Below are 26,423 nucleotides of genomic sequence, written 5' to 3'. Positions count from 1 at the left end.
TGGTTATCCGGGCGGAAGATGGGAAGGCTGTCGCTGGACTGTCAGGGACGGGGCTGGCTATGCCGAAGCAGGAATGCCTTGCGCCAACCGGATCCAGGTGTCTACGACAGTGTCCGGGTTTAGGGATACAGAATCGATACCCTCGGAGACCAGCCATTCCGCGAAGTCGCTGTGGTCGCTGGGCCCCTGACCGCAGATCCCCACGTACTTGCCGCGTTCCTTGCACGCGGTTATGGCCATCGTCAGCAAGCGCTTCACAGCGTCATCGCGCTCGTCAAAGCTGCCGGCGATGATCGCTGAATCGCGGTCCAGTCCGAGAGTCAGTTGCGTCATGTCGTTGGAACCGATGGAGAACCCATCAAAGTGGTCCAGGAATTCATGAGCCAGAAGTGCGTTGGCTGGCAGTTCGCACATCATGATGATTTCCAGCCCGTTTTCCCCGCGCCGCAGCCCATTCTCGGCAAGCAGCCCGATGACGCCTTCTGCTTCGGTCAGGGTGCGAACAAACGGCACCATCAGCTTGACGTTCCTTAGACCCATTTCGTCGCGGACGTACTTCAGGGCTTCGCATTCGAGATCGAAGCAGTCCCGGAAAGAGGGCGCGAGGTACCTGGAGGCTCCTCGGAAGCCGAGCATCGGGTTTTCCTCGTGCGGCTCGAAGGCTCGTCCACCAATCAGGTTGGCGTACTCGTTGGACTTGAAGTCTGACATGCGCACGATGACGGGAGCTGGGGCAAAGGCTGCGGCAATTGTCGCGATACCCTCTGCAAGGCGCTTAACGTAGAAATCCTTGGGGGTGTCGTAGGCACTCGTGCGCTTGAAGATTTCCCGTTGGACGGATTCAGGCTGCTCTTCAACGTTGAGCAGGGCCTTGGGGTGGACACCGATTTGGCGGTTGATGATGAACTCAAGACGGGCAAGACCGACCCCGTGGTGAGGTAGCGCAGCAAAACTGAATGCCTGTTCAGGTGTTCCGACATTCATCATCACCTTGACCGGGACCTCAGGCATCCTGGTCAGCTCGGTTTCTTGCACTGCGAAATCGAGCAGGCCCTGGTAGATGAAGCCGGCTTCTCCCTGCGCGCAGGAAACAGTGACGTCCACGCCGTCCTTCAGCGCTGTCGTGCCGTCGCCTGTGCCAACGACGGCGGGTATTCCGAGTTCCCGGGCGATGATCGCTGCATGGCAGGTGCGTCCGCCTCGATTGGTCACGATCGCGCTGGCGCGCTTCATGATCGGTTCCCAGTCGGGGTCTGTCATGTCGGCGACTAGTACCTCACCCGGTTTGAACTGCTCCATTTGATCGAGCGTCTCGAGTATCCGGACAGGGCCCGAACCGATTCTCTGCCCGATGGCGCGACCCTCGCAGAGGACAGGTCCGGACTCGTTGAGGCGGTATCGGCTCAAACGTCCTGAAGACTTTCGGGATTCCACTGTCTCGGGCCGGGCCTGCAGGATGTAGAGCTGCCCATCAATGCCGTCCTTGCCCCATTCGATGTCCATGGGCCGTCCGTAGTGGGTCTCGATTGCCAAGGCAAAGACGGCAAGGCGTTCAACGTCAGCATCGCTGATGCTGAACCGGCTTTGCTTCTCGGAAGAGACGGGCACCAGGTTGATGGTTTGGCCGTCGTTGGACTGGTCGGTGTAAACCATCTTCAGGGCCTTCTCCCCCAGTCCGCGCTTGAGAATGGCGGGCCGCCTGGTGCGCAGTGAGGGCTTGTAAACGTAGAACTCATCCGGGTTCACTGCACCTTGGACCACTGCTTCGCCCAGGCCGTAGGAGGACGTGATGAGCACAGCGTCACTGAAGCCGGTTTCGGTGTCCATCGTGAACATGACGCCTGAGGCGCCGACATCGGAACGCACCATTCGCTGAACGCCGGCGGAGATGGCGACGTCTGCGTGTTGGAACTGGTGGTGCACGCGGTATGCGATGGCACGGTCATTGAACAGGGAGGCAAAGACATCCTTGATGGCCTTAAGGATGTTCTCGATGCCACTGACGTTGAGAAAGGTCTCCTGCTGCCCGGCGAACGAGGCGTCGGGAAGGTCTTCGGCTGTCGCGCTGGAACGGACTGCCCATGACAGGCCCTGGTAGGCGGCGTGCTTCTCGACAAGCGAATCATAGGCGCCACGAATGGCGTTTTCCAGGTCCGCCGGGAAGGGTGTCTCACGGATCATTTGACGGATTGCTTTTCCTGCCGCGGCCAACGCCGTGACCTCTTCAACGTCCAGGCCTGCAAGGCAGTCCGCGATGCGTTTTTCCAGCCCGGAGCCGCTAAGAAACCTTCCGTAGGCGTCGGCGGTCGTTGCAAAGCCGTCGGGAACACGGACGCCAGAGGACGCGAGGTTTTTCAGCATCTCTCCCAGCGATGCGTTCTTGCCGCCGACGCTGTCGAGGTCTTTGAGGGTGATCTCTGAAAACCACAGGATCTCATTCGTCATAGTTCTGCTCCCTTGCAGGGGGTGTAGGCCCCTAAATTCTCTGGTGCCTGTAGCTACAGGCCGTGTCCCTTGGCGTTCCGAGAACATTTCGCGGCGAAAGCGTCTCGTCGAGGTGTCCACGCAGCGGCGGTGTACCGCACGCCCGGCCACCAAATGCACGGCACGGAAAAGAGCTGGTGGAACGGTCCAACAGTAAAGCGTGGCCGTTCGATTAGTCAATGGAACGGTCCAACGTGACACTCGCGCATCGCTTTGAGCGAAGGAAGGCAGAAAAACAGGACAACAGCTGCTTGACCCGACTGACTGCGCGATATCCCCGTCCGGCAACGAACTTTTCCTGCGGCGAAGACCGGTGACAAGTCTGACGCTGCAAGGGAGGGCAGCCAGGAGGCACATCAGAGGCTGCGCATGTCGGTCCGGGTGAAGTCGGGGAGTCTTGACGGTCTTTCCCGCTAGGACGTCGGCATCATCCGAGTGGCAGCAACCAGACGCCTTGACGCGCTGGGCGGCCGTTGTCGATTTTAGGGCCTGTGGCTACGTTGGCTCTTCGTGATGGTGTTGATTGCACCGGTGATAACGTCTTCCTCGAGAGCTTCTAGGGAGCGGCCACGGGTCTCTGGGACTAGTCGCCACACGAACAGGATGGCTCCCACGCCGATGAAGAAGAACATGGTGAATGTTCCGGTGATCCCTACTGAGGAGATCAGTGTCGGCACGAACAGTGCGAGAACTCCGCCCATGGCCCAGCCGCAGAAGGCTGCAATGCCGAACCCGAGTCCGCGCATGTGCAGAGGGAAGATCTCCGCAAGCCAGACCCACACGGCGATGTTCAGGAAGCTCTGCATGGAGAACACGAAACCGACCACGAGCACGAGCACGACGAAAGGACGAGCCGGGTTTCCCTCGGGAAGCATGATCGACGCAGCTCCGACGAGAAGGTGGAAGGCTGTCGTAAGCGAGAGACCGATGAGGAACGTCTTGCGCCTGTCGATACGGTCCATGTTCCGCAGTGCGATGATGCCGCCGACCACTGCCACGACTCCGAAGGAAATGTTTGCAAGGACAGCCTGCTCGGGTGTCATTCCCGATTGTTCGAGCACGCGCGCACCAAAGTACATGATCGAGTTGATGCCCGTGAGCTGCTGGATCACGCTGAGGCCGGCGCCAACGGCGACAATGCGTACGAGCCATTTGTTGCTTACCAGTGCGCGAAAGCCTACCTTTCCTTCACTCTCCTCCTGGGCGAGGATTTCGACTTGTTCGAGCTCGGCCCTGGCCCGGTCCTGCGGCCGCACTGCCTCGAGCACTGTCAGTGCTTCTTGCCGGCGCCCGTTTTCGACGAGCCAGCGTGGTGACTCGGGCATCCGCAGCATGCCGAAGAAAAGAAACACTGCGGGGATTGCACACACGGCGAACATGACCCGCCATACATGACCTTCAGAGCCGAAGATCGTTGCAATTGAGGCGTTGACGACGAAGGCTGCGAGTTGACCGGAGACAATTGCGAGCTCGTTGCGACCCGTGATCGAACCGCGGATCTCGTAGGGGGCCAGTTCGGCCAGGAACACGGGCACCACAGTCGAAGCGCCACCGACCGCAAGGCCGAGCACGATGCGCCCGCTAAGTAGCGCGGTGAATCCGATGGGTGAGAAGTTGCCGCCGCCGCCGGGTGAGAAAACGACAAGGACGACGCCGATGAAGAACAGTACGGCGAGGACGATGATGGTCCTGCGGCGTCCGATCGCGTCGGAAACCTTGCCCCCGATTAAAGCGCCTGCCGCCGCGGCGAACGAGAGCGATGCGATGACGAGTCCGAGCTGGAGAAGGTCGAGGCCGAGGTCTTGGGCCATGGGGCCCTCCGCGCCGTTGGCTACCCCCGTGTCGTAACCGAAAAGCAGGCCGCCCAGGCAAGCGACGGTCGAGATGAGCCCGAGGCGCCTCGTATGCGGGCCGGGCTTGAGGTCGGGCAGAGCGGCGTCTGCTGCTCTCACTGTCTGGGTCATGATGACTCCTTTGTCTGTGTAACAGGTTGCCCCCTGCCGAATGGTGTCTCGATACGAGGTTCACCGTCTCGGTGGGTAATTTGGTGCACTGTGATCGGCGAGCGTGGGCCGCTACTGGTGTGGTGGTCTGGAAAAGGACCCCGCTGGCAAGCAGGCTTAGAACCCAAGCCTTCCTCGGGGATGTGGGGATGTCCTGGCGCTCCCAGGAACTCCGTCATAGTGGGCGGCCGGGCTGTAATCGTGCCCTTCCGCGGTGGCGTTCCCGCTCCTCATGCCAGCCGACGGACAGGGGTGGCCGCAAACACGCGGGCTAGCGGCCCGCGAGTCTACCCGCGAACCGCCAGGAGCGGCCCCCAGTTGTCTTGTCTGCCGTAGGTGCGTCTTGTCTCATGAAGTCACTTTTTCGACTCTGCAGGCATGGCGGCACCTATTCACCGGCTCACGGAATTTTCACTGTTAGCGGTTAAATCACGGGAGACGATACACCTGCGAAGACTTCCATGGCTGAAAGCAGGAGGCGCTGGCTAAGACCGAAGGAATGCGTGAAATCTCCGTCGGACTCGCCCTACCGACCGCGTCCATGACTACGTGTTGGGGCAGCGCGGGAGGTTCTGCTGGAAGCAGCAGAACCTCCCCACGTCATGGCGGCGAGGCGGGACGACTGCCTATCCCTATCCTTTAGTTGGATGGGAAGTTGTAGGAGGCGCCGGAGGCGTGGCTTGCTTCGGGCCAGCGGGAGGTGATGACCTTTCCGCGGGTGTAGAAAGAGACGCCTTCGGGTCCGTAGATGTGCTTGTCGCCGAAGAGTGATGCTTTCCAACCGCCGAACGAGTAGTAGGCGACCGGGACGGGCAGTGGGACGTTGATGCCGATCATGCCGACATCTACGGAACGCTGGAACTTGCGGGCCGCGGCACCCGAGGAGGTGAAGATCGCAGTTCCGTTGCCGTAGGGGTTGGCGTTGATGAGCTTGATGCCCTCTTCCAGGTCCTGGACACGGACAACAACGAGCACCGGTCCGAAGATTTCCTCCTTGTAGGCGCTCATTTCGGTCTTGACGTGGTCGATCACGGTGGGGCCGACCCAGAAGCCTTCTTCATGGCCGGGCACGACAAGGTCGCGACCGTCGACGACCATTGCAGCGCCTGCCTGCTCTGCTTCGGTGATCGTCTTGACGATGAAGTTCTTGGACTCGGAGCTGATGACGGGTCCCATGTCGGCGTCAGGTTCGGTGCCGTTCTTGACGCGCACGTCCAGTGCCCGCTCTTCAACCTTCTTGACGAGCAGGTCGGCGGCGTCGCCGACGGCGACGGCGACGGAGATCGCCATGCAGCGCTGCCCGGCGGAACCGAACGCGGCGGCGGCGAGGTGATCGGCCGCGTTGTCGAGGTCGGCATCAGGCATCACGATGGCGTGGTTCTTCGCCCCGCCGAGGGCCTGGACACGCTTGCCGTGTGCCGTTGCGACGTCGTTGATGTGCTTGGCGACCGGGGTGGAGCCGACGAACGAGATTCCATCGATGTCCGGGTGGGTGAGCAGACCTGAGACTACTTCGCGGTCTCCATGCAGGACCTGGAAGACGCCGTCGGGCAAGCCGGCCTGCTTGAAGAGGTTGGCGAGCAGCATGGCTGCGGACGGCACCCGGTGGGAGGGCTTGAGGATGAACGCGTTGCCGGTGGCGATGGCCATCGGGGCCATCCACAGCGGCACCATGACGGGGAAGTTGAACGGGGTGATGCCTGCGACCACGCCGATCGGTTCACGGAAGGAGAAGACGTCGATGCCGGTGGAGACCTGGTCCGAGTAGTCGCCCTTGAGCAGGGTGGGGATGCCGCAGGCGTATTCAATAACTTCCAGGCCCCGGCCGATCTCGCCCTTGGCGTCGGAGAGGACCTTGCCATGCTCGGCGGTGATCAGTTGCGCGAGTTCGTCGACGTGGGCGGCGACCAGTTCACGGAACTTGAACAGGACGGCGGTGCGCTTGGCCAGGGAGATGTCCCCCCAGGTGGCCGCGGCTTCCTTGGCGATGGCGACGGTGGCGTCCAGGTCTTCGCGGCTGGCAAGACGGAGTTCAGCGCTGATGGCGCCGGTAGCCGGGTTGTAGACGGGCTTGGTCGCGGTGCCGGTGCCTGCGGCCTCTTCTCCGCGGATGAAGTGGTTAATGACGGTCATTGTTACTGCTCCTGTAGTAAACGGTGGTGTTCGATGGGCTCTACTGCCCGGACGAGGGCGGGCAAGCCTGAGGCGAGCGATTCGTGCGCCGCCAGCCTGACGGCAAGGTTTTGTTCGGTGAGTTCGCGGTGGACTACGTCGTGGCCGGAATTGCGCACCCAGGTGCTGAATCTTTCAATTTCGACCTTGAACTGGTCTTCGACGATGTCGAAGACTTCTGAGCGTCCGTCGCGGAATGAGACGGTGACGCGCGCAGTTTCTCCCGGGTCGGGGTCAAAGGCACGGTCCAAGGTGATGTGGCCCTCGGTTCCAATGATCTGCAGCGTGTGGGTGCGGGGCCCCTCGAAGCCGCAGTCAAAGGTGCCGATGACGCCGTCGTAGTCGAGGATGCCGGCGACGGTGGTTTCCACGTGGTCGGTCGGGCTGGTTCCTTTGGCGTAGACGGTGCTGGGGGCCCGACCCATGACCATGTTCATGATGTCGATGGCGTAGCATCCGACGTCGTTGATGGCTCCGCCTTCAAGCCCCGTTTGGAGGCGGACCTCACCAGGAGTGCGGTTCATGACGAAGTGGAACCGTGTGTGCAGGGATACGATCTGCCCGATACGCCCTGAGTCGATGAACTCGCGGACCTTTTGGTGCTGGGGGTGGAACCGGTACATGAACGCTTCCATCAGCGTGACATTGTTCCGCTCACATGCATCGACGGCGCGGGTGTAATCCTCCAGACTTCCGACCAAGGGCTTTTCGCAGAGGACATCCTTGCCCGCTTCGGCAGCGGCAATGATCCACTCGGCGTGCAGTCCGTTGGGGAAGGGTAGGTAGACAGCCTCAATATTGGGATCGGCCAGCAGCTCCTCGTGGGAGGTGTACACCGCTGGTATGCCAAACCGCTCAGCGACCTCGGCAGCCCTGCCATTGGGGCTGCTGATCGCTGATGCATCTGCGTTGCGGGCCTTCCGCATGGCCGGCAGGAACCTGTCCTGGGCGATCCTTGCGGTGGTGAGTATGCCCCAGCGGACAGCGCTCATGGCGTGAGCTCCGCTTCCAGAGCCCGCAGGAACGCCACCGACTGGCGGACATCAGCAACCGGCCCGTCCCCGGCGGGCTCCGTTTCGAGGATGGTGTCCTGCTCCATGGTGAACCATCCGGTGTAACCGCCGTCGAGGAGACTCTTGACGATGCTGTCGATGCCGACATCGCCCTGTCCCAGGGGAACGTACATGCCGTTCTTCACCGCGTCGGTGTACGAGATTTCGCCTGCCTGGACACGGCTGGCGACGGCCTTGCGGACATCCTTGAGGTGGGTGTGGCCGACCCGTGCTGCATAGTCCCTGACGAGCTGGCCAGGGTCGGTGCCGCCGATCAGGAGGTGGCCGGTGTCGAGGCAGAGGTTTGCCTGGGTGTCGTTCAGGACTCGGTTGACATCGGATGTTGTCTCGATCATGGTGCCCACGTGGGGGTGGACAACGGCCTGGATGCCTTTGTCCGCTGCGGCTTTCACGATGACGTCCAGGTTGCGTCCGAACAGCTCCCAGCCTTCGGCGTCGAGTTCGTGCCGCTGGTCGTAGCCGTCGACTCCGGTCTCTGCTGCCAGCACCATGACGGTTGCCCCGGCAGCCTCGTAGGCGTCAAGTTCGGCTGAAACTGCTGCGAGGGGGTCCTTGGAGGGATCGTGCAGCAGGATCGGGAAGAAGCCGCCGATCGCTTGAAGGTTGTGCCGCTTAAGAACATCTGCCCGTTCTGCCGGCTGCTCGGGAAGGAAACCGGCGGGACCGAATTCGGTGGCAGTGATGCCCAGCGCCGTCATTTCGGACAGCACTTTGTCGGCGTCCAGCTGGTAGCCCCATCCGGGGACTTCGCACACACCCCAGGAGATCGGGGCGGCGGCAAGGCGGCTGGTGATGATGCTCAATCTGATCCTCCAAGTACGTTTTGATCCCAGTCGATGACTGAGCCGGTGACTACTCCGCTCCTGTCGGAGAGGAGGAAAACTACAAACTCGGCAATCTCGTCGACCTGACCGAGCTTGCCCATGGGCACGGACGCGTTGGCTTTCTCCAGCCAGTCCTCGCCTGCTCCGTGAAATTTCCGCTGTGTTTCGGCTTCACCGTCCGTGGCGGTCCAACCGATGTCCAGGCCGTTGATCCGGATCTTGTCCCAGCGGTGGGCGTGGGCGGCGTTGCGTGTTGCGCCGGCCAGTCCTGCCTTTGCCGCTACATAGGGTGCCAGGTACGGTTGTCCGCCCAGTTCCGCGATGGAGATGACGTTGACGATGTTCCCGGGCGCACCCCGTTCGCGCAGGTGCTTGATGGTTTCGGACATGATGAAGAACGGCGACTTGAGGTTGATCGCGATGTGGGCGTCAAACAACTCGGGCGTCGTGTCGAGCATGGTTCCGCGGGTGGTTAGACCTGCGGCGTTAACGGCGCAGTCGATCCTTCCGAATGCGGAGATGGTTTCCAGCACGGAAGCCTTGGCCTGTTCGACGTCAGCGAGGTCGGTCCTGATGAAGCGGGCGGGGGTTCCGGATTCCTCCAGTTCCGCTGCGATTTTTTCGCCGGCTTCGGCATTGCGGCCGGTGACGGTGATGCCGGCTGCGCCTTCTGCAGCGGCCCGCCGGGCAATGCCTGCTCCCAGGCCCTGGGTGCCGCCGCTGATGAGGACGACTTTGTTTTCAAGCAGTGGAGCGTTCATGACTACTGCTTTCCTACCTTCACGGCCCGTCCCGACCGTGCCGATTCTTCGGCGGCGTTGGCCAGGACGAGGGCCTGCAGGCCGTCATCGAAGTTCGGGCTGCAGCTGGTTCCACCGCGGACCGCCTTGACGAGGCTGTCCAGTTCGTTGCGGTAGGCATCGACGTAGCGTTCGAGGAAGAAGGGCAGGTAGGCGTCCGATTCCTCGGTACCTGCCGCACTGTACTTACGCACGGTGGTGGGGGCAACGTTGCCGGCGTTGAGCAGGCCTTCGCTGCCGAAGGCCTCCAGCCGCTGGTCGTAGCCATAGGCGCTGTGCCGGGAGTTGGTGATGCTGATCAGTTCGCCGCCGGCGCCACGCAGGCTGATGACGACGGAGTCGAAGTCGCCTGCTTCTTCGATGTAGTCGCAGAAGATATTGGCTCCTGTGGCGGATACTTCGATGATGTCCGGAACAAAGAACCGGGCCATGTCCAGGTCGTGAATGCTCATGTCCCGGAAGATGCCGCCGGAGCTCTTGATGTAGTCCACCGGTGCGGGGGCGGGGTCGCGGCTGATGATGGTCAGCTGCTCCAACCGGCCGATTTCTCCGGCTTCCACGCGGGCGCGGATGGAAGCGAAGTTCGGGTCGAATCGTCGGTTGAAGCCCAGCATCAGTGGAGCTGAAGTGCCGGCGATTTTGTCTCGGCAGGCAAGGACCCGGTCGATGTCCAGATCGATGGGCTTTTCGCACAGGGCGGCGACGCCGCTTTCCATGGCCCTGGTAATCAGGTCCACGTGGGTGGGAGTCGGTGATCCGATGATCACGAGGTCCAGGTCGCTGTTCTCGAAGACCTCGTCGGCCGTTTGCACGGCCTTGGCGCCCGTGCCTGCGGCCAGTTTCTTCGCTCCTTCGATGAAGGGGTCAGCGATCCAGGCGAGCTCCAGGTCGGGGTGAGCCGCGATGTTGCGGGCGTGGACCTGTCCGATACGGCCGGATCCGAACAGTGCAACCTTGAGTGGCCGGTCAGCGCACATTGGTGACGGTCCTTTCCTTGTGTTCAGTGGCAGACATGGTGGCTGCCGTGTGGTTGTGGTTGATGGAGATGGTGGCGCCGCCGCTTTCCATGGAAGCGACGAGTGCCTCGGCTGCACGGATCGCCTGAAGTGCGTCTTCCGCGGTGGCCAGCGGTGACCGGCGGCCCGAGATAAGCGAATCGACCCAGGCCTGTGACTGGCGCCGGTAGGCGTCTGCGAAGACAGGACGCCAGTCATCGGCGTATTGGGTTGATGCGGTCATTTGTCCGTTGATGATGGTCGGCCGGGGGCGGGCAAGTTCTGCTGTTCCCCACTCACCCACGACTTCACACCGCACGTCATACCCGTACCTGGCGTTGAGGAAGACGTCCACGACGGTCAGGGCGCCATCGGCTGTGCGCAGGTGGAGGATCTGGGGGTCCTGTCTGCCCGGGTCCTGGCTGGTGCTTTTGGGTGCGTGCCAGCTGACCGATTCGATGGCGGAATCGAGCAGCCAGGCGGTGATGTCGATTTCATGAATCGCCGAATTGGTGATGGTTGATGCTGAGGTCGCATCCGGGTAGGACCGGACATTGCGGTGGGAGCTGAGCATCATCAAGGGCTGGCCGATGGTGCCGTCCTCGACGCGGGCCTTGAGGTCCTGGTAGGCGGGGTGGAAACGGCGCATGAAGCCGACGGAGATCAGCGGGACGCTGCGGCCCATGTCTCGTTGGCGGTCTACCAGGTCCTGGCATTCATTAATGGACGGTGCCAGGGGCTTTTCGCACAGGACCGGTTTGCGGTGTTCGAGGCAGTTGATGACCTGCTCTGCGTGGGCGCTGTCATGCGAGGCGATCAGGACGGCGTCGACGAAGGAGGATGCGATCAGTTCCTCTGCCGAAGCGAAGCACTTTGCCCCGGTTGCTGCCGCGACCGCCTGCGCCCGTTCGATGAGCGGGTCAGCTATTGCGGTGACCGCCACTCCGGAGACACTTTCGTGCAGGGTCCGGGCGTGGTCCGCGCCCATGACTCCCGCTCCGATGATGCCAATGCGTACGGTCATGGCGCTGCCACCGCTGCGGGGGTGCGTCCGGCCAGCACCTCGAGGGCGCCCTTGGCCGCGTCGCGGACCGTGTTGACCATGCCCTGGCGGGTGAAGCCCATCAAGTGCGGGGTCAGGACGACGTTTTCCTGGTCAAAGACGGCGTGGTGGGCCGGCGGTTCCGGGTCGAAGACGTCAAGGCCAAGCCCGCCCAGCTGCCCCGAGAGCAGGGCGTCGTGCGCTGCGTCCAGGTCCACCAGGCCGCCGCGGCTGCAGTTGACCAGGATTGATCCCTGCCGCATCAGGGCGATGCGTTTGGCGTTGAGAAGGTTCTGGTTTTCGGGGGTCAGTGGAACGTGGAGGGTGACGAAGTCGCTCTTGCCGAGCAGTTCTTCCACGGTTTCGCAGCGGATGCCGGTCGGGACATCGGCGTAGGGGTCGAAGGCGAGGACGTTCAGGTCGAAGGCTTCGGCGATGTGCGCTACCCGCCGTCCAATCCGGCCGTAGCCGATGATGCCCAGGGTGAATCCGTCAAGGTCCCCGACGGGGATGGAGGATCGGCTCTCCCAGGCGTCGTCCTTGATCAGGGCCTTCAGCGTGGAGAGCCGCTTGACCAAGGCCAGAAGGTGGGCGAAGACGCCTTCGGCTACGGATGCGGTGTTGCTGCCGGGGGTGATGACCACGGGAATTCCCCTGCGGCTGGCCTCAGCAACATCAACGAGGTCGGTGCCGACTCCGGTCCGGGCGATGACCTTCAGGGCCGGCATACGGTCCAGGAGGTCCTTGTCCACGCGGTAGGCGGCGCGGACGATTGCGGCGTCCGCGCGGGCGAGGTCGTCCTCCGTGGGGTTGTGAATCATCTGCTGGTGCGGGGCCAGGAGAGGTTCGACCAGTCCGGTCTCAACGCTGCCGAGGGCAACGATTGTTTGGGGTGTGCTTGTGGGAGCCATCGTCATCCTTGAAGATGTGGGTGCACTCCGCTCTGCCGTTGGGGCGTGCGGGGTGAAGTACTTTTAGTGTGGTTTGTCAGAGGCCGAGCAGGCTGGACTTGCGTATGACCAGTTCCGGCGTGATCGGCTGGTGGACGAAACCGTCCTCGTCCTGGCCGTGGATGCGCTGCAGCAGGGTTTTGGCACCCGCAACGCCGATGGTGGAGCTGTTTGGATCGACTGTGGTCAGCCCCAGGCGCGGCATCGCGGCGATCGAAATGTTGTCGTAGCCGGTGACGGCAATTTCGATGCCGCGTTCGTCTGCTGCGGTCATGGCGCCGAGGGCTGCGAGGTCGTTGATGCAGGCCAGCGCTGTGGGGCGTGTCCGGCCGGAGTCCCCGAGGGCCCGTTGCGCCGCCACGTATCCCGATTCCTGGGAAAAGTCCGCCCCGACGATCTGGATGTTGCGTTCCAGACCGTGGGCTTCCATGGCTGCCCTGTAGCCCTCGGCGCGGGCTTCACCGACGGAGCCGCCCAGGCCGCCCAGGTGGGCGATGCGCTCGTGGCCCTGTTCCACCAGGTGTTCGACGACCATGAAGATGCCTTGGGCGTCATCGCTGCGGACTACGTCGGCGGTATCGATGTAGTCCGGGCCGCCGCCGGCGAACACGACGGATTCCCCTGCAACGACGCGGCTGAACGGGTGCTTGTCCGGGACGGTCCCGATCACCAGGAGTCCCGCGACCCGCAGGTCGCGGAACGCCTGGAGCATGGACAGGTCAACGCCGCCGGCCGACGCCGTCACCGCACTGAACAGTACGGTGTGGCCGGCGTCTTCCAGAACCGGCCGGGCGGCGTCGACGACATCGAAGGCCCAGGGGTTGTGCAGGTCGCTGACCAGCACACCGATGGTTCCGCTGGTTCGGGTGGCCAGTGAACGCGCGGCGAGGTTGAGCTCGAAGCCCATCTCTTCCACGACGTCCAGCACCCGCTGACGGCGTTCAGCACTGACCCGGGGGGAATCCCGAAGCACGAGTGAGACCAGGGACTTAGATACGCCGGCACGTTCGGCCACGTCCCTGATCGTTGGCCGCCTGGCGGGTGCGGTTGTCATGGTTACACCCGTGCCGCGGTAGTACCGGTGATGTCTTCGAGTTTCTGCCACTGCCCGGACTGTGCGGATGCTTCGGCAGCGCTGACAATCGCTGCCGCGCTGGCCGCGTCGTGGATGTTCGAGTTCTCCTGGACGCCACCGGTAACGGCAACCAGGAACTTCTTGGCCTCGATCACCTTGAGGTCGTCAAAACCCATGCTGTTTCCGGGGCCCGGCTGGAAGTGCGCGTAGTCGCCATAGCGGGGGCTGGCGTTGACGGTCGTGTAACCCTGTTCGTCATTGCTGCGCCCCAGGCATACCTTGAGCTCGTTCATGCGTTCGAAGTCCCACTTGAGGGAACCTTCGGTGCCATAGACCTCGATCTGGTAACCGCACTCAGGACCAACAGCGACGCGGGAGGATTCGATGGTGCCGACAGCGCCTGCACCGCGGGCGGAGGGGCCGAAACGGACCAGCGCTGCGGCATAGTCCTCATTCTCAACCTCTCCCATTTCCCCGTTTTCGATCACTGCAAAGTGTGTGGCCGAGCCCATCGCCAACTTGGGCCGCTGCGTGTAGACCGTGCTGGTCAACGCGGTGACCTCGGCGATCGGTCCAACTACATACTGGCACAGGTCCGTTGCGTGGCTGAACAAATCCGCAAGGACACCCGTGCCGGCGAGTTTGCGGTCGAAGCGCCATGACAGCGCACCGTTGGGCTCGGAGGCGTAGCCGGAGAAAAACACGGCGCGGACGTTGGTGATCCGGCCCAGGCGCCCCGCGGCGACCAGTTCACGTGCGTGCTCAACGGCCGGTGCATGCCGATAGTTGTAACCGATCGAGGTGACGACTCCGGCATCAACGGCCGCTTCCTGCACGGCAGCTGTTTCTTCGTAACCGCGTCCGACCGGCTTTTCGATCCAGAAGTGCTTCCCGGCCTTAGCGGCCGCGATTCCGATTTCGGCGTGCAGGAAGTTCGGCGCACAGATCGACACGACATCGACGTCCGGGTGGTTGAGGACGTCGTTGTAATCGGTCGTACCTTCGGCGTACCCGAGGACCTCCTGTGCGAACTTGACCCGACTGGGTTCGGTATCGGCGGCGATGACCAGCTTGGTCGTGATGCCCAGCTCCGGGTAGACGTAGGGAACGGACTGGTAGGCGCGGGAGTGCAGCTTTCCCATCCAGCCGACGCTGATGAGGCCGACGCCGACGGTGCGAGATTCAGTGCTCACGGTAATTTTCTTTCTTTTGGTGGTGGTCAGTTGCGGGCGGTGTCGAAGGCGTCGCGGAGAGCAGCTGCCATGATCGTCGAGTCAGATCCGACGGCAACGAAGCGGAAGCCCTGGCGGACGTACTTTGCCGCGCCCATGCCGTCTACTGCCAGGATGCCTGCCGCTTTTTTATGTTCGGTCGCAGCAGCGACAACACGGGCGAGGGCTTCCTGGAACACAACGCTATCGAGTTGCAGCGGCACACCCAGTGCGTAGGAAAGGTCCAGCGGGCCGACGAAGAGGACATCCACTCCGTCCTGCGCCGCAATGTCCTCCACCGCATTCAGTGCATCGAGGGTCTCGATCTGGATGACCCCGAGGGTTTCCTGGGCGGTCTCGGTGAGCGGACGGCGGTCCATGCCCCAGCGGCACGCGCGGTTGTAGGTCGCGACCCCGCGGTCGCCGTGTGGCGGGTAAAGCATGTGCCGAACGGATGTTTTGGCCTGTTCAACAGTGTCCAGGCGCGGCACCATGATGCCCGCGGCGCCCAGGTCCAGAACCCGGCCGATGCGGATCCGGTCCGCCGACTCGACGCGAACGACCGTGGGGACGCCGTAGCTTCCCGCGGCGAGGACGCCATCGCGGACGGCATCCTCCCCCCCTGAGCCGTGTTCCAGGTCGATCAGGACCCAGTCTGCACCCGATGCCGCGCAGACTTCAGCGGCGGTGGCTGATGACAGGCCAACGAAGGTGCCGACGGTTACTTCTCCGGCGGCCAGGCGGCGGCGGAGGGCGCCGGCGTCCAAGGGACTCCTGCTCATCCGAACCACCGCTGGCGTTCCCGGGCCTGCTCGTAGTCCGCGCGCAGGTTCTGTACCCATTCCTGCCCGGAGACTTCGGCAGGGGCCACGTCCCACCAGACGTCACCGCCGGGCAGGTCAACGTGGGGAACCGTCGGGACCACGATCACGACCGGACCTTCGGTGTCGCGGGTCGAAGTGAGTGCTTCGCGGACTTCGGCGGCTGTCGTTGCCCTGATGGCCAGGGCGCCGAGGCCTTCGGCGATCTGGCGCAGGTCGACTTTGAGGTAGTCGCCCTCAAGGCGGGCCTTGGGCGAATCCACGGCTGCGACACTGCCGGGAGTGGTGCGGTAGCGGAATTCGTTACCGAACTCCTGTCCCACGCGGTTCATCTGGAGGCGGTGGATGACCTGGTAACCGTGGTTTTCGGAAACAATGACGGTGACGTTCAGGCCTTCCTGGGCTGCCGTGAGGATCTCCGTGGGCGCCATCAGGAATGTTCCGTCGCCGATGAAGGTCACGACGCGGTTGTCGTTGTTTCCTTCGGCCAGGCGTACGCCCATACCGGCGGCGATTTCGTATCCCATGCAGGAGAAACCGAATTCCAGGTGGCAGTTGCGGTTCCCGGTCGCGTCCCATACCTTCTGCAGGTCGCCGGGGGGTCCTCCTGCTGCGGCGATGATCGTGTCGCCAGAGCGGGCGTGTTCCTGCATGAGGCCGATCAGCTGGGGCTGGGTGAGAACGGCCTCGGTGACCGGGGCGTGCGGGTGCTCTTCCGGGTTGTAGGCAGTATCAGCATCGAGCCACTGCTCCCGGATGGGCGCCCATTTGGCCTTTTCGGCGTGGACGGTCTCCTGCCAGGCTTCGCTGGTGGTGTGTCCTTCCAGCGACTGTGCCAGGGCTTCGAGGCCGAGGCGGGCGTCGGCCAGGATGCCTGTGGCGCCCTGCTTGCGGGTGTCCGCGTCGACGATGTTCAGTGAAGCGAAGCGGACGTCCGGGTTTTCGAAGATGGACTGTGAGCCGGTGGCGAAGTCGGTCAGGCGGGTGCCGACACTGATGACCAGGTCGGCCTGCTTGACCAGGGTGTTAGAAGCGAAGTTTCCTTCGAGCCCGACGCCTCCGACCTGCCACCACTCGTCCTTGGTAACGGCGCCCTTGCCGCCGAAGGTTTCGACAACAGGGATGCCGGCCTGGCCGGCGAGCCCTTCGAGGGCGGCGTGGGCGTCGGAGTAATGGATGCCGCCACCTGCAATGATGACCGGCTGCTTTGCTGCGCGGATGAGTGCGGCGACTTCTTCAACCTCTGCAGGGTCCGGCAGGGGCCGTCGGATCTTCCAGTCCCGGGGCTCAAAAAACGCGGCCGGGAAGTCGTAGGCGTGGGACTGGACGTCCTGGGGCAGGGAGATGACGACTGCGCCGGTGTCGGTGGGGCTGGTCAGCACCCGCATGGCCTGCGGCAGGGCGGTCAGCAACTGCTCGGGCCGGGTGATCCGGTCAAAGAACCGGGAGACCGGGCGGAATGCGTCATTGACCGTGGCGTCAGCTTCGGTGGGGTGTTCCAGCTGCTGCAGGACCGGTCCCTGATGGCGGGTGGCGTAGGTGTCACCGGGCAGCAGCAGCAGCGGCAGTCGGTTTACCGTTGCCAGCCCTGCGGCGGTGACGAGGTTCAGTGCTCCAGGGCCGATGGATGCGGTGACGGCCAGGACCGACTGGCGGCGGGTTGCCTTGCCGTATGCGGTGGAGATGTGGGCCATGTACTGCTCGTGGCGGCCTTGGATGAAGGGCATGTCCTCGGACATCTCGTCGAAGGCCTGGCTGAGTCCGGCGACGTTGCCGTGGCCAAAGATTCCCAGTGCTGCGGGGACGAGGCGGCGGCGGACGCCGTCAGTGACGGAGTGCTGAACGGACAGGTACTTGATCAAGGCCTGGGCCGTGGTGAGTCGGATGGTTTCGGTGTTAGTCATTGCCTTATTTCCAGAGTGAGTGGTCTACCAGGGACGCCCGTGGAGAACTACCGTTTTTTCTTCGGTCATTTCCTGGACAGCGGATCGGACGCCTTCTTTGCCGATTCCGCTGCCCTTGAGCCCGCCGTACGGCATCAGGTCGGCGCGCCAGAGCGGGGACCAGTTGATGTGGATGTTGCCCGCGTCGATCTGGCGCATGGCCTGGACCGTTCCGGCGACATCGTTGGTGAAGATGCCTGCGCCGAGGCCGTAGTCGTTGTCGTTGGCCAGGGCGATGGCAGATTCGATGTCCTGGGCGGAGGAAACTGCGACGGCGGGTCCGAACAGCTCGTTGCGGCTCAGGTTTGAGCGGGGGTCCACACCTGCAACGACGGCAGGAGTCACGACTGCTCCCTCACGCTCACCACCGGTGAGAACCTTGGCTCCTGCGTGGCGGGCTTCGGTGATTGATGCCTGGACGCGTGTGGCCTCTGCTTCTGAGATCAGCGAGCCGAGGCGTGTGTCTTCTTCCTTGGGGTTGCCCATTGCGATGGCTTCGACCTTGGGGACGAGCGCATCCAGGAAGTCCGTTTCAACCCGTTTGTCAACGATGACCCGCTGCACGGAGATGCAGACCTGTCCGGCGTTGATGTATCCGCCTGCGGCCACGGCCGAAGCGGCCAGCTCGAGGTCGGCGTCGGGCAGGATGATCACGGGGCAGGAAGCGCCAAGCTCCAGGGAGAGCTTCTTGACCCCGGCGATGGAGCTGATCCGTGTCCCGGTGGCGGTGGATCCGGTGAAGGAGACCTTGCGGACGCGGGGGTCGGTGACAAGCACGTCGCCGAGGCTGCTGCCCGGCCCGGTCAGGACGGAGAGGGCTTCGGGTGCCAGGCCTGCGTCGACGAAGCACTGGGCGAGTTTCAGAGCCGTCAGCGGGGTTGAGCGTGCCGGCTTCAGGACGACTGAGTTGCCGGCTGCCAGTGCCGGTGCGATCTTGTGCAGTACCAGCAGTGCCGGGTAGTTGAAGGGTGTGATCGCCACGACGATGCCGACCGGCTGGCGGAGGGTGAAGCCGATCTTGTCCAGGCCGGTCCCTGCGTTGGCGTCCAGGGGAAGGGTGGACCCGTACAGTTGGCTGCCTTCGTATGCGGCCAGCCGGATGATGTTGCCGGACCGGCCGGCCTCGCCCCGCGCTTCCGTGATGGGCTTCCCGGTTTCGGCGCTGATCGTCTGTGCGATGTCTTCTGCGCGTTCGTCGGCCAATGCAGCAGCCCGCAAGAGAATGTCCACCCTTGCGTGTGCGGGGGTGACTCGCTGCAGGTGGGCACCGATTTCCGCGCGGTCCAGGGCAGCCTGGGCATCCTCTACGGTCGCCACCGGTACGGTGTCGATGACCCGGCCATCAAATGGCGAGCGGACTTCCTCGACCCGGCCGTCTGCGGCACCTCGCCAATTTCCGGCTACTAACATTTCCATTGGTTGCTCCATCTGGGTTGAGAAGCGGTTCGCTTTTCCCTTGGGGAATGGCGGTCGCTTCCCGGATTTATTCGGTCTTATCTGTATGCGCGGGGCGGGCTCGGTGTGGCGCCCTAGCGGGGCCGGCGCAGGCTGTGGCCGTCCTGTGCCACGTCGGCGACTTCGGCCTGGACTTCCCTGACGATGTCGCCGTGGCCACCGAGCTGTTCGAGTTCGTGGGCCAGTTCAGCAAGTTCGGCTCCGCCGGCCATCTGCGCCGTCAGCTCATCAAGGGTGATGTCTTTTTTGTTGTAGTAGCCGATGGACTTGCCGCGTTTGAGCAGCAGGAAGCGGTCACCTACCGGGTACGCGTGGTGGGGGTTGTGGGTGATGAAAATGACTCCCAGCCCCCGGTCGCGGGCCTGCAGGATGTAGCGCAGCACGACGCCGGACTGCTTCACGCCCAGGGCGGCGGTGGGTTCGTCCAGGATGAGGACTTTGGCGCCGAAGTAGACGGCGCGGGCAATGGCCACACATTGACGTTCACCACCGGAGAGCTGGCCAATGGGCTGTTCGACGTCCCGCAGGTCGATGCCCATGTCGGCGAGTTCCTTCTTGGTGATCTCCTTCATCTTTGCCACGTCGAGGCGCTTGAAGGGGCTGAACCCGACGGTGAGTTCGGAGCCGAGGAAGAAGTTGCGCCAGATAGGCATCAGGGACACCACTGCAAGGTCCTGATACACGGTGGCGATACCGGCATCGAGAGCATCACGCGGGGACGAGAACTTCCGCTCCGCGCCCTGAACCTTCAGGGTGCCCTGGTCGTGCTGGTGCAGGCCGGCGATGATCTTGATCAGGGTGGACTTACCCGCGCCGTTGTCCCCGAGGACACAGGTGACGCGGCCGTTATCGACCGCCATGGTCACATCCCGCAAGGCGACGACATTGCCGTAGTGCTTGCCGATGCCGTCCAGCGAGAGCAGGTGCACGGGAGTGTGCGTCAGCGGGTCCTTTTCATCCTTCAGGAGCTGCTGCTGGTCAATCTGTTGTGCATTCATTGTTCCGGCCCTCTATCTGCTTTCTGCTCGGCGCTTGACGATGAGGTTCACGATCGTGGCCAGGAGCAGCATGAGGCCGAGGAAGAACTTGAACCAGTCCGGGTTCCACTGTGCGTAGACGATGCCCTTGTTGGCCATGCCGAAGATGAAGGCGCCGATGGCACCGCCGATGGCAGACCCGTAGCCGCCGGTGAGGAGGCAGCCGCCGATAACGGCAGCGATGATGTAGAGGAATTCGTTGCCCACGCCTTCGCCGGACTGAACGGCGTCGAATGCGAACAGGTTGTGCATGCCCAGGATCCAGCCGCAGAATCCAACGCCCATGAAGAGGCCGATCTTGGTCTTGGTGACGGGGACGCCGACGGCGCGGGCGGCGTTTGCGTCGCCGCCTGCGGAGAAGATCCAGTTGCCGACCCGGGTGCGCAGGAGGATCCAGGAGGCGATGAGCACAAGGACGATCCAGTAAAAGACGGTGATTTTTACTTCGACCCCGGCGATGGTCACCGATGATGCGAAGACTGCCTTCGCGGCGGTGAAACCGTCCATGGTTGCGATTGACGGGGAGGACACGGAACCACCGATGAGGCGGGTGAGGGCGAGGTTCAGGCCGGTGAGCATGAGGAACGTCGCGAGGGTCACGATAAAGCTCGGCAGCTTGGTCCGAACCAGGATCCACCCGTTGACGAAGCCGATGGCGAGCGAGGTAAGGAGGGCAAGAAGGACGCCGACCCAGATGTTTGTGGAGAAGAACCAGGAAAACAGGGAAGCTGTGAGGGCCGAGGAGATCACTGCCACGCCGGCCGAGAGGTCAAACTCGCCGCCGATCATCAGCAGTGAAACACCGACGGCCATGATGCCGATGGTCGAGGAACCGTACAGCACCGTCGCGAACGAGTTGGGCTGCAGGAACGTGGGGGCGACAACAGAGAAGAATACAAACAGCACGATCGCGCCCACCAGGGCACCGACCTCGGGGCGGGTCAGGAGCTTTTGGAGGGGGCTCCGGCGTCCGATCCGCTCATCAATAACCGGCGCCGATGCCGGGGCAGTTGTAGTAGCCATGAGGTATGAACTCCTTGATGATCGGGGCTGCGCGACGCCTGCGCGTCGCGCAGCCCGAACTCTTCGGTTAGCGGATGCCCTGCTGGACGTTCTTCAGGACGTCAGCGATGGTGGACTTGTCGACGATGGTCGGGCCGGTCAGGACGGCCTGGCCGCCGCCGACCTTGAAGCCGCCACGCTTGTTCTGCCACACGGCATCTACTGCGAGGTAACCCTGCAGGTAGGGCTGCTGGTCCACGGTGAAGAGAACCTTGTCGTCGTTGATTGCCTGGGCCAGAGCCGGGTTGAGGTCAAAGCTCGCGACCTTGATCGAGCTGTTGGCGTCAGCTACCGCCTTGAGGATGGTGACGGTGTACGGGGCGCCGAGGCCGATGATGACGTCAGCGTCCTTGGAGGCCTGCAGCTTGGCCGTTGCCGTGGACTGCACGGCGGTCATGTCCTTGCCGTCCACGTAGAGAATCTCCGTGGCAGGTTCCTTTTCCTTGACGCCGGCGCAGCGCTGTTCGAGCTGGACCTGTCCCTGGGCCATGATGACGCAGATGGGGTGCTTGTAACCGTCGGCGGCAAGCTTGGCACCAACAGCTTCGCCAGCCAGCGTCTCGTTGGAGCCAAAGTGGGTAAATGCTCCGAGCTGCTTGGAAACGTCCCCACCGGCGTTGAAGCTGACCAACGGGATGCCCGCGTCAGCAGCCTTCTTCATTACGTCCTTCATGGCGCCTGGATTGGCGATGGTGACCGCAATGCCGTCGACCTTCTGGTCGATGGCCTGCTGCACAAGCTGTGCCTGGCGGCCAGCGTCGGAGTCGTTGGTGTAGAGGATCTCAACGTTGTCCTTGGCCGCCGCTTCCTCGGCGCCCTTGCGGACGATGTCCCAGAACGTGTCGCCCGCCTCCGCGTGGGTGATCATTGCAATTTTCAGGTGGGGCGTGTTTGCGACCTGACCAGCCGCAGCTGCTCCCCCGCCCGAAGTCTCGGCCTTACCACCGTTGCTGGAGCATGCCCCCAATGCCAGCAACGGGACGACGGCCAGGACTGAAAGGCCCCGGCGCCAACTGAACTTCGTCACGTAAATCTCCTTTGATTCGTGCTTTCGGCTGCTCTTAGCACTCCTGCACGATGCCGCAGCATGGCGGGAATAGAAGCCGTAGGTTCGATGTGAACGGATGTTGTGTGATCCACCTCGCAAAGTGGAACGGTCCAACAGTATGTCGGGCAGAAAAAATTGTCAATGGACCGTTCCAACGATCTGTGGTTACATGATTTAGCGCACATTCGCGCCTCCCCCTCCCCCCACATTTGCTTCAAAGGAGAACGATGAACGACGCCTCTGTCCCAGAGCTCGTGGCTTCCTGCTGGACCAGCGCAGGGGATGCTGCTCCCATGCGGAAACCTGAAACAAGTCCTGTTCCGATCGCCGACCGGCTTGAGGCCCTGGCATCGACAGGATGGGCCGGGTTCGGTCTCGTGTACGACGACCTGGTCGAAGCAAAGGCGACCATGGGTTTTCGTGCGCTCCGCAAACTTATCGATGAAGCAGGGTTCCGGTACATCGAGGTGGAACTTCTCAGTGACTGGTGGGACGAGGAACTTCTTTACAACTGGCGGCCAAGGTTTGATTTGCTCCTTGATGCTGCCGAGACACTCGGGGCCCGTTTCATTAAAGTCGGCACAGCTTTCGGGGAGCCGGCAGCGGACCTGAGCGTGTTCGTTGATCCACTCAGGCGGCTGACTGCGGAAGCAAAAGCACGAGGCACCCGGATCGCGCTCGAGCCCATTCCTTTCACCGCTGTTTCGTCCATACCTGCAGCTGCCGACCTGATGCGGTTAGTGGGCATGCCTGAGTGTGGGCTGGTTGTTGACTACTGGCATGTTTACAGGGCCGGGACGACTCTGGAGGAGGTTGCTGCCAGCGTGACCGCGGACCAGATTTTCGGAGTTGAGCTCAACGACGCCGATGACGAGATCAGGGGAACGCTTTTTGAAGATACCCGTGATAACAGGCGGCTGTGTGGCGAGGGCGACCAGGACGTGACCGGCTTCATTCGTACACTGCAGGAGCTCGGTTACGAGGGTCCTTGGGGTGTGGAAATTCTTTCCAACGAGCACCGGAAGCTTCCCGTACGTGACGCCCTCAAAGCCGCCTACTCGACCGCTCTGGCTTGCTTTCCAGCGCAAGTTGCCCATGCCCAGCCGGTATGAGCGGTCGCGAGCGTAAACAACAGCACCTCACGAAACTTCGAGGCCGGCAAGAGTGAATCTGGTAGCAGCTTGCGGCTTCGATATGCCGGGAAAGGAAGGAAGAGAGCCGGTGAAAGACAAACTGTACCTTCAGTACGACTGGTATCAGGTGGTAGGAGAATACGTCCAAGTCAGGCTGGGAGAGCGTGTCGTCCGTTCCGGTGTTGTAGAGGCGGTGACTGCCGACGACGGAATCCTATGGATCGCCGCCAATGGAGGGGAAAGCCGGGCCCTCTATGAGCGAGCCCAGGGCTACACCGTCTGGATCGAATACAAGTGGGAAACGCTCCCACGCTCTGCTTAACGCAAGTCCAGCAGCGCTGAGCTCCCGGTCACGCTCCCATTAGTGCCGTCGGCACCCACATGGACCCCTGATTCCATTCGAACAACCCAGGACAAACGCTGTCGGAGACACCGACGTAGGCACACTCTGTGCCCATTTCGATTTCTCAGTGGCGTGTATCGGCCATGGGGAAGCGAGTGCTCAGCCGAAGCCAATCCCCTTTTCGTGTAGGAGTGGATCACACCCCAACCTGATGTCAAAACCGCCTGAGCAGGGAGGGGTTAGGCCTGTGGGCGGAGTTCCTGCTTGTTCTCAGGGGCCCGTCCAGCCACGACATGTGACATCTCCACCCCCTGCCCCAAACGGGACGTCATCAAGTCCAGATTCTTTGGACTATTTGACTCTTCTCGAACTACCCCACCCCGTTTCCTTCCCTTCCGACTGTCAGGGTGGGATCTAAGAACATCATGAGCCACCGTCAATAAAACGGAATTTCGCACTATTCTGACGCCACACACGGAGCGGCGGTGCCGGGATGAAAACCGGAGGACGTAGGGCCAGAGCGATTGATGCATGACTTGGCGGCCAGCAGCCGCCAATCCGTGCGCCCCTCAGGCATGGAGCGGTTGGGAGTGGGCAACCGATGGCAGGTTCCCCGGCCGGTGGGACGACCTGAATGGCCCCGATACTACCGCCTCCCCTGGACCGTCTTGCTTCTGGTCGAGAGGCTGGTTATCGTGGCAGGAGTTTCACCACTTTCACCAGTTTCACCCAGTTTCACCCGAGGAGGGTGCGGTGCAGAATCCCTTCAAGCCGACGGCCGGAGCTACGCCTCCCGAGCTGGTCGGGCGGGCCGGGCTGCTCGACGAGTTCGAGTATGGCCTGCAGCAGGGTTCCGGAGCCCCTGGGCTCTTGACCATCATCACTGGCTCCAGAGGCATCGGCAAGACGGTCATGTTGAGCGAAGCCGAAGGTATCGCCCGAAATCAGGGGTGGGCCGTGATCTCCCGGACAGCCACCCCAGGTTTCCTCGCCGGAGTTGGCGACGACATGCTCCGCCTCCTTGACGAACTCGGGGACGGGCCTCCGTCCCGGAAGATCACCGCCTTCTCCGCAGCCGGGTTCGGACTGACAACCCAGCTCCCTCCGGAACGGTCCGTGGACTGGCGCCGGACCGGGAACGAACTGCTGCGCCTGCTGGACGCCCAAGGCACAGGACTGATCATCACCATCGACGAGATCCATGCCGTCGACAGGACAGAAATTGCCCAACTGGCTGCCGACGTCCAGCACTTCATCCGCGACGGGCTGCCGATCGGCCTGATTTTCGCCGGCTTGCCATCAGCCGTGTCCGACCTCCTTAACGAAGGAGTGGCCACCTTCCTTCGGCGGGCCGACAGGATCAATCTCCACGAAGCAGCCATCGCCGAAGTCACCGCATCGTACAGCGAGCTCTTCAACCAGGGAGGCATCAGCATCTCCCCCGACCTCATCCAAAAGGCCGCCGAAGCCACGGAGGGGTATCCCTTCCTGATCCAACTGGTGGGCTACTACCTCTGGCTCGAAGCCGACAAGGCAGGATGGAAACTGGACCAGACCAACGTTCAGCGTGGAATCGCTGCCGCCCAACGACGGAACACCTTAGTAGTCGTCGAGTCAGCACTGTCGGACATCTCGGACAGAGACCGCGAGTTCCTCGACGCCATGGCCGCCCAAGACGGACCCTCTGCCGCCGGCCAGATCGGCGCCATCCTCAAAGCCAAGCCCAACGTCATTTCCAAATACCGGAACAGGCTCATCTCTGCGGGCCTGATCGAGTCCGCCGGCTACGGCAAAGTGGACTTCGCAATCCCGGGACTCCGCCAATACCTCCGCGAGTAGGTTGACGGAATCGCCATTATCGGCGTTTGAACGGTGGGAGGAGCGGTGGATGCGGAAACTCCCGCGTGGCTTGCCAGCCTTGTTGGCGAATTGCCAAACGATCTGGCGAATCCTTGCAGCGAGTTGGCGGAGCGCTGGTGAGATCGCCCGAAAACTTGCACATTGTCAGCTCTGGATCGGGTCGTCGCTTGGCATAGGCGCCGGAGACCAAGCCCGAACGACCCTGAAGCCGAGCCTTTCGCCAACTCCGATGGCAACGCGAGCCGGCGGCGCTCTGTTCGTACGGGCGCATACTTCGGTCCGTTCGCCTGCACCGTTGCCAGCAAGGGACAGTGCGATTTCCCTGCTAGCCAAGCTCCTCAGCTCGCCATCTGACTGGCAATTTCGCCATCTATCCTGACAAGCCACATCCCGTCCCGCGACGAATTCGGCTTTCCGCAGCTCAGACAACCTTTGTGGTGCCCGACAGCATTCGGTTGGCCGAGCCACGAATTTGCCTTGCATCGCCCCGCCGCTGTAGGTTTCCTGCATCTAATGCATGTTTCCATGGTTATGGATTGCAATGTTGTGCTTCCCGGATTTCGTCCCCATAATGCTGGTGGCCCCGGATGCTGGGCTGTTTAGGGCCGACGAACCGTTTTTATGGCCATGTTGGATGGCTGCCGTTCGCAGATGCTGGCCGTAGCCTCACGACGCAGACAATCAGGCAGCGCACGCAGCTGCTGGAACGGTTCCAGGAGTTCACAGCTGAGTTTCCGTGGCCATGGCGTCCGGTAGATAGTGATGATTTCTTGGCCGAATTGGGTCTGGTGAGAAGCCGATCAGTCTGAAGACGCTGCGCTCGTATAGCAATGCCGTGGCGATGTTCTGCTTCTACTTGACGCATCCTGGCTATGGTCGGGGTGAGAGGCGTTTTCTCCGCTCGGCGTCTTGTTTGCTGAATTCCTTGACTCCATTCCCCTCTGTTGACGAGGCTTTTCACTCTGTTCATGGGTGTGCCTCATGCCTCCTTAGGAATATCGGCGATCCGGCTGAATATGACAGTCTGATCGGAGCCCACTAGGACGGCCCGAACGGTACCCACCAGCCGGACATGCCGAACCTAATGACGGC

The 26,423-nt window shown here is 62.5% G+C and carries 20 protein-coding genes; 3 read left to right on the top strand and 17 right to left on the bottom strand.

Features of this window, described 5'->3' with window-relative positions; genetic code table 11:
- Nucleotides 1-57: 57 nt before the first annotated feature.
- The 17 genes from ppsA to PV772_RS17185 form a co-directional block, all read right to left on the bottom strand.
- A complete protein-coding gene (ppsA, locus tag PV772_RS17265) occupies nt 58-2,445 on the bottom strand; it encodes a phosphoenolpyruvate synthase (protein ID WP_347886968.1) in 2,388 nt (795 codons plus the stop codon).
- Nucleotides 2,446-2,966: 521 nt separating this feature from the next.
- Nucleotides 2,967-4,448 (bottom strand): sugar porter family MFS transporter, encoded by a 1,482-nt coding sequence (locus tag PV772_RS17260; protein ID WP_347886944.1) that lies wholly within the window; start codon nt 4,446-4,448, stop codon nt 2,967-2,969.
- Nucleotides 4,449-5,126: 678 nt separating this feature from the next.
- The gene (locus tag PV772_RS17255; RefSeq protein ID WP_347886943.1) at nt 5,127-6,620 is read right to left on the bottom strand and encodes a CoA-acylating methylmalonate-semialdehyde dehydrogenase; all 1,494 of its coding nucleotides are present in this window, start codon (nt 6,618-6,620) and stop codon (nt 5,127-5,129) included.
- Between the two features lie 2 nt (nt 6,621-6,622).
- The gene (locus PV772_RS17250) at nt 6,623-7,651 is read right to left on the bottom strand and encodes a Gfo/Idh/MocA family oxidoreductase (RefSeq protein ID WP_347886942.1); all 1,029 of its coding nucleotides are present in this window, start codon (nt 7,649-7,651) and stop codon (nt 6,623-6,625) included.
- Nucleotides 7,648-8,535, bottom strand: a complete 888-nt coding sequence (locus tag PV772_RS17245; RefSeq protein ID WP_347886941.1) for a sugar phosphate isomerase/epimerase — start codon at nt 8,533-8,535, stop codon at nt 7,648-7,650. The genes PV772_RS17250 and PV772_RS17245 overlap by 4 nt, the downstream gene beginning before the upstream one ends.
- On the bottom strand, nt 8,532-9,317 hold the full coding sequence (locus PV772_RS17240; protein WP_347886940.1) for an SDR family oxidoreductase: 786 nt from the start codon (nt 9,315-9,317) through the stop codon (nt 8,532-8,534). The genes PV772_RS17245 and PV772_RS17240 overlap by 4 nt, the downstream gene beginning before the upstream one ends.
- A gap of 2 nt (nt 9,318-9,319) precedes the next feature.
- Nucleotides 9,320-10,333, bottom strand: a complete 1,014-nt coding sequence (gene iolG / locus PV772_RS17235; RefSeq protein ID WP_347886939.1) for an inositol 2-dehydrogenase — start codon at nt 10,331-10,333, stop codon at nt 9,320-9,322.
- Nucleotides 10,323-11,375, bottom strand: coding sequence for a Gfo/Idh/MocA family oxidoreductase (locus tag PV772_RS17230; RefSeq protein ID WP_347886938.1), 1,053 nt, complete (start codon nt 11,373-11,375; stop codon nt 10,323-10,325). The genes iolG and PV772_RS17230 overlap by 11 nt, the downstream gene beginning before the upstream one ends.
- The gene (locus PV772_RS17225) at nt 11,372-12,304 is read right to left on the bottom strand and encodes an NAD(P)-dependent oxidoreductase (RefSeq protein ID WP_347886937.1); all 933 of its coding nucleotides are present in this window, start codon (nt 12,302-12,304) and stop codon (nt 11,372-11,374) included. The genes PV772_RS17230 and PV772_RS17225 overlap by 4 nt, the downstream gene beginning before the upstream one ends.
- Before the next feature lie 76 nt (nt 12,305-12,380).
- A complete protein-coding gene (locus tag PV772_RS17220; RefSeq protein ID WP_347886936.1) occupies nt 12,381-13,397 on the bottom strand; it encodes a LacI family DNA-binding transcriptional regulator in 1,017 nt (338 codons plus the stop codon).
- Nucleotides 13,398-13,399: 2 nt separating this feature from the next.
- Entirely contained in the window at nt 13,400-14,611 is a 1,212-nt protein-coding gene (locus tag PV772_RS17215; RefSeq protein WP_347886935.1) for a Gfo/Idh/MocA family oxidoreductase, read from the bottom strand.
- Nucleotides 14,612-14,637: 26 nt separating this feature from the next.
- Entirely contained in the window at nt 14,638-15,411 is a 774-nt protein-coding gene (locus tag PV772_RS17210; RefSeq protein ID WP_347886934.1) for an aldolase/citrate lyase family protein, read from the bottom strand.
- A complete protein-coding gene (gene iolD, locus PV772_RS17205) occupies nt 15,408-17,354 on the bottom strand; it encodes a 3D-(3,5/4)-trihydroxycyclohexane-1,2-dione acylhydrolase (decyclizing) (RefSeq protein ID WP_347886933.1) in 1,947 nt (648 codons plus the stop codon). Before iolD ends, PV772_RS17210 begins: the two co-directional genes overlap by 4 nt.
- A 24-nt stretch (nt 17,355-17,378) precedes the next feature.
- The gene (locus tag PV772_RS17200; protein WP_347886932.1) at nt 17,379-18,809 is read right to left on the bottom strand and encodes an aldehyde dehydrogenase family protein; all 1,431 of its coding nucleotides are present in this window, start codon (nt 18,807-18,809) and stop codon (nt 17,379-17,381) included.
- Nucleotides 18,810-18,922: 113 nt separating this feature from the next.
- The gene (locus PV772_RS17195; protein WP_347886931.1) at nt 18,923-19,846 is read right to left on the bottom strand and encodes an ATP-binding cassette domain-containing protein; all 924 of its coding nucleotides are present in this window, start codon (nt 19,844-19,846) and stop codon (nt 18,923-18,925) included.
- Between the two features lie 12 nt (nt 19,847-19,858).
- Nucleotides 19,859-20,908, bottom strand: a complete 1,050-nt coding sequence (locus PV772_RS17190; RefSeq protein ID WP_347886930.1) for an ABC transporter permease — start codon at nt 20,906-20,908, stop codon at nt 19,859-19,861.
- A 67-nt stretch (nt 20,909-20,975) separates the two neighbouring features.
- Nucleotides 20,976-21,974 carry a substrate-binding domain-containing protein gene (locus PV772_RS17185; protein WP_347886929.1) on the bottom strand — a complete coding sequence of 333 codons (999 nt, stop codon included), beginning with the start codon at nt 21,972-21,974 and terminating at the stop codon, nt 20,976-20,978.
- 248 nt (nt 21,975-22,222) lie between these two features.
- Between PV772_RS17185 and PV772_RS17180 the strand changes: the two genes are divergently transcribed.
- The 3 genes from PV772_RS17180 to PV772_RS17170 all read left to right on the top strand — a co-directional run bounded on the left by PV772_RS17180 (nt 22,223) and on the right by PV772_RS17170 (nt 25,310).
- Nucleotides 22,223-23,107: a sugar phosphate isomerase/epimerase family protein gene (locus tag PV772_RS17180; RefSeq protein WP_347886928.1), complete on the top strand. Its 885-nt coding sequence runs from the start codon at nt 22,223-22,225 to the stop codon at nt 23,105-23,107.
- Nucleotides 23,108-23,159: 52 nt separating this feature from the next.
- Nucleotides 23,160-23,450, top strand: coding sequence for a hypothetical protein (locus tag PV772_RS17175; RefSeq protein WP_347886927.1), 291 nt, complete (start codon nt 23,160-23,162; stop codon nt 23,448-23,450).
- A 774-nt stretch (nt 23,451-24,224) separates the two neighbouring features.
- Nucleotides 24,225-25,310, top strand: a complete 1,086-nt coding sequence (locus tag PV772_RS17170) for an ATP-binding protein (protein ID WP_321214885.1) — start codon at nt 24,225-24,227, stop codon at nt 25,308-25,310.
- Nucleotides 25,311-26,423 lie beyond the last annotated feature (1,113 nt).

This window comes from Pseudarthrobacter sp. CC12, from assembly GCF_039907755.1.
In the GTDB taxonomy this organism is placed as follows: Bacteria; Actinomycetota; Actinomycetes; order Actinomycetales; family Micrococcaceae; genus Arthrobacter; species Arthrobacter niigatensis.
The sequence above is the reverse complement of the archived record's forward strand: the minus strand, read 5'-3'. Positions and strand labels throughout refer to the sequence as shown.

What these genes read in the sequence shown, in the direction of transcription:
- ppsA (WP_347886968.1), bottom strand. Translation starts at nt 2,445, where the DNA reads ATGACGAATGAGATCCTGTGGTTTTCAGAGATCACCCTCAAAGACCTC.
- PV772_RS17260 (WP_347886944.1), bottom strand. Translation starts at nt 4,448, where the DNA reads ATGACCCAGACAGTGAGAGCAGCAGACGCCGCTCTGCCCGACCTCAAG.
- PV772_RS17255 (WP_347886943.1), bottom strand. Translation starts at nt 6,620, where the DNA reads ATGACCGTCATTAACCACTTCATCCGCGGAGAAGAGGCCGCAGGCACC.
- PV772_RS17250 (WP_347886942.1), bottom strand. Translation starts at nt 7,651, where the DNA reads ATGAGCGCTGTCCGCTGGGGCATACTCACCACCGCAAGGATCGCCCAG.
- PV772_RS17240 (WP_347886940.1), bottom strand. Translation starts at nt 9,317, where the DNA reads ATGAACGCTCCACTGCTTGAAAACAAAGTCGTCCTCATCAGCGGCGGC.
- iolG (WP_347886939.1), bottom strand. Translation starts at nt 10,333, where the DNA reads ATGTGCGCTGACCGGCCACTCAAGGTTGCACTGTTCGGATCCGGCCGT.
- PV772_RS17230 (WP_347886938.1), bottom strand. Translation starts at nt 11,375, where the DNA reads ATGACCGTACGCATTGGCATCATCGGAGCGGGAGTCATGGGCGCGGAC.
- PV772_RS17225 (WP_347886937.1), bottom strand. Translation starts at nt 12,304, where the DNA reads ATGGCTCCCACAAGCACACCCCAAACAATCGTTGCCCTCGGCAGCGTT.
- PV772_RS17220 (WP_347886936.1), bottom strand. Translation starts at nt 13,397, where the DNA reads ATGACAACCGCACCCGCCAGGCGGCCAACGATCAGGGACGTGGCCGAA.
- PV772_RS17210 (WP_347886934.1), bottom strand. Translation starts at nt 15,411, where the DNA reads ATGAGCAGGAGTCCCTTGGACGCCGGCGCCCTCCGCCGCCGCCTGGCC.
- iolD (WP_347886933.1), bottom strand. Translation starts at nt 17,354, where the DNA reads ATGACTAACACCGAAACCATCCGACTCACCACGGCCCAGGCCTTGATC.
- PV772_RS17200 (WP_347886932.1), bottom strand. Translation starts at nt 18,809, where the DNA reads ATGGAAATGTTAGTAGCCGGAAATTGGCGAGGTGCCGCAGACGGCCGG.
- PV772_RS17195 (WP_347886931.1), bottom strand. Translation starts at nt 19,846, where the DNA reads ATGAATGCACAACAGATTGACCAGCAGCAGCTCCTGAAGGATGAAAAG.
- PV772_RS17190 (WP_347886930.1), bottom strand. Translation starts at nt 20,908, where the DNA reads ATGGCTACTACAACTGCCCCGGCATCGGCGCCGGTTATTGATGAGCGG.
- PV772_RS17180 (WP_347886928.1), top strand. Translation starts at nt 22,223, where the DNA reads ATGAACGACGCCTCTGTCCCAGAGCTCGTGGCTTCCTGCTGGACCAGC.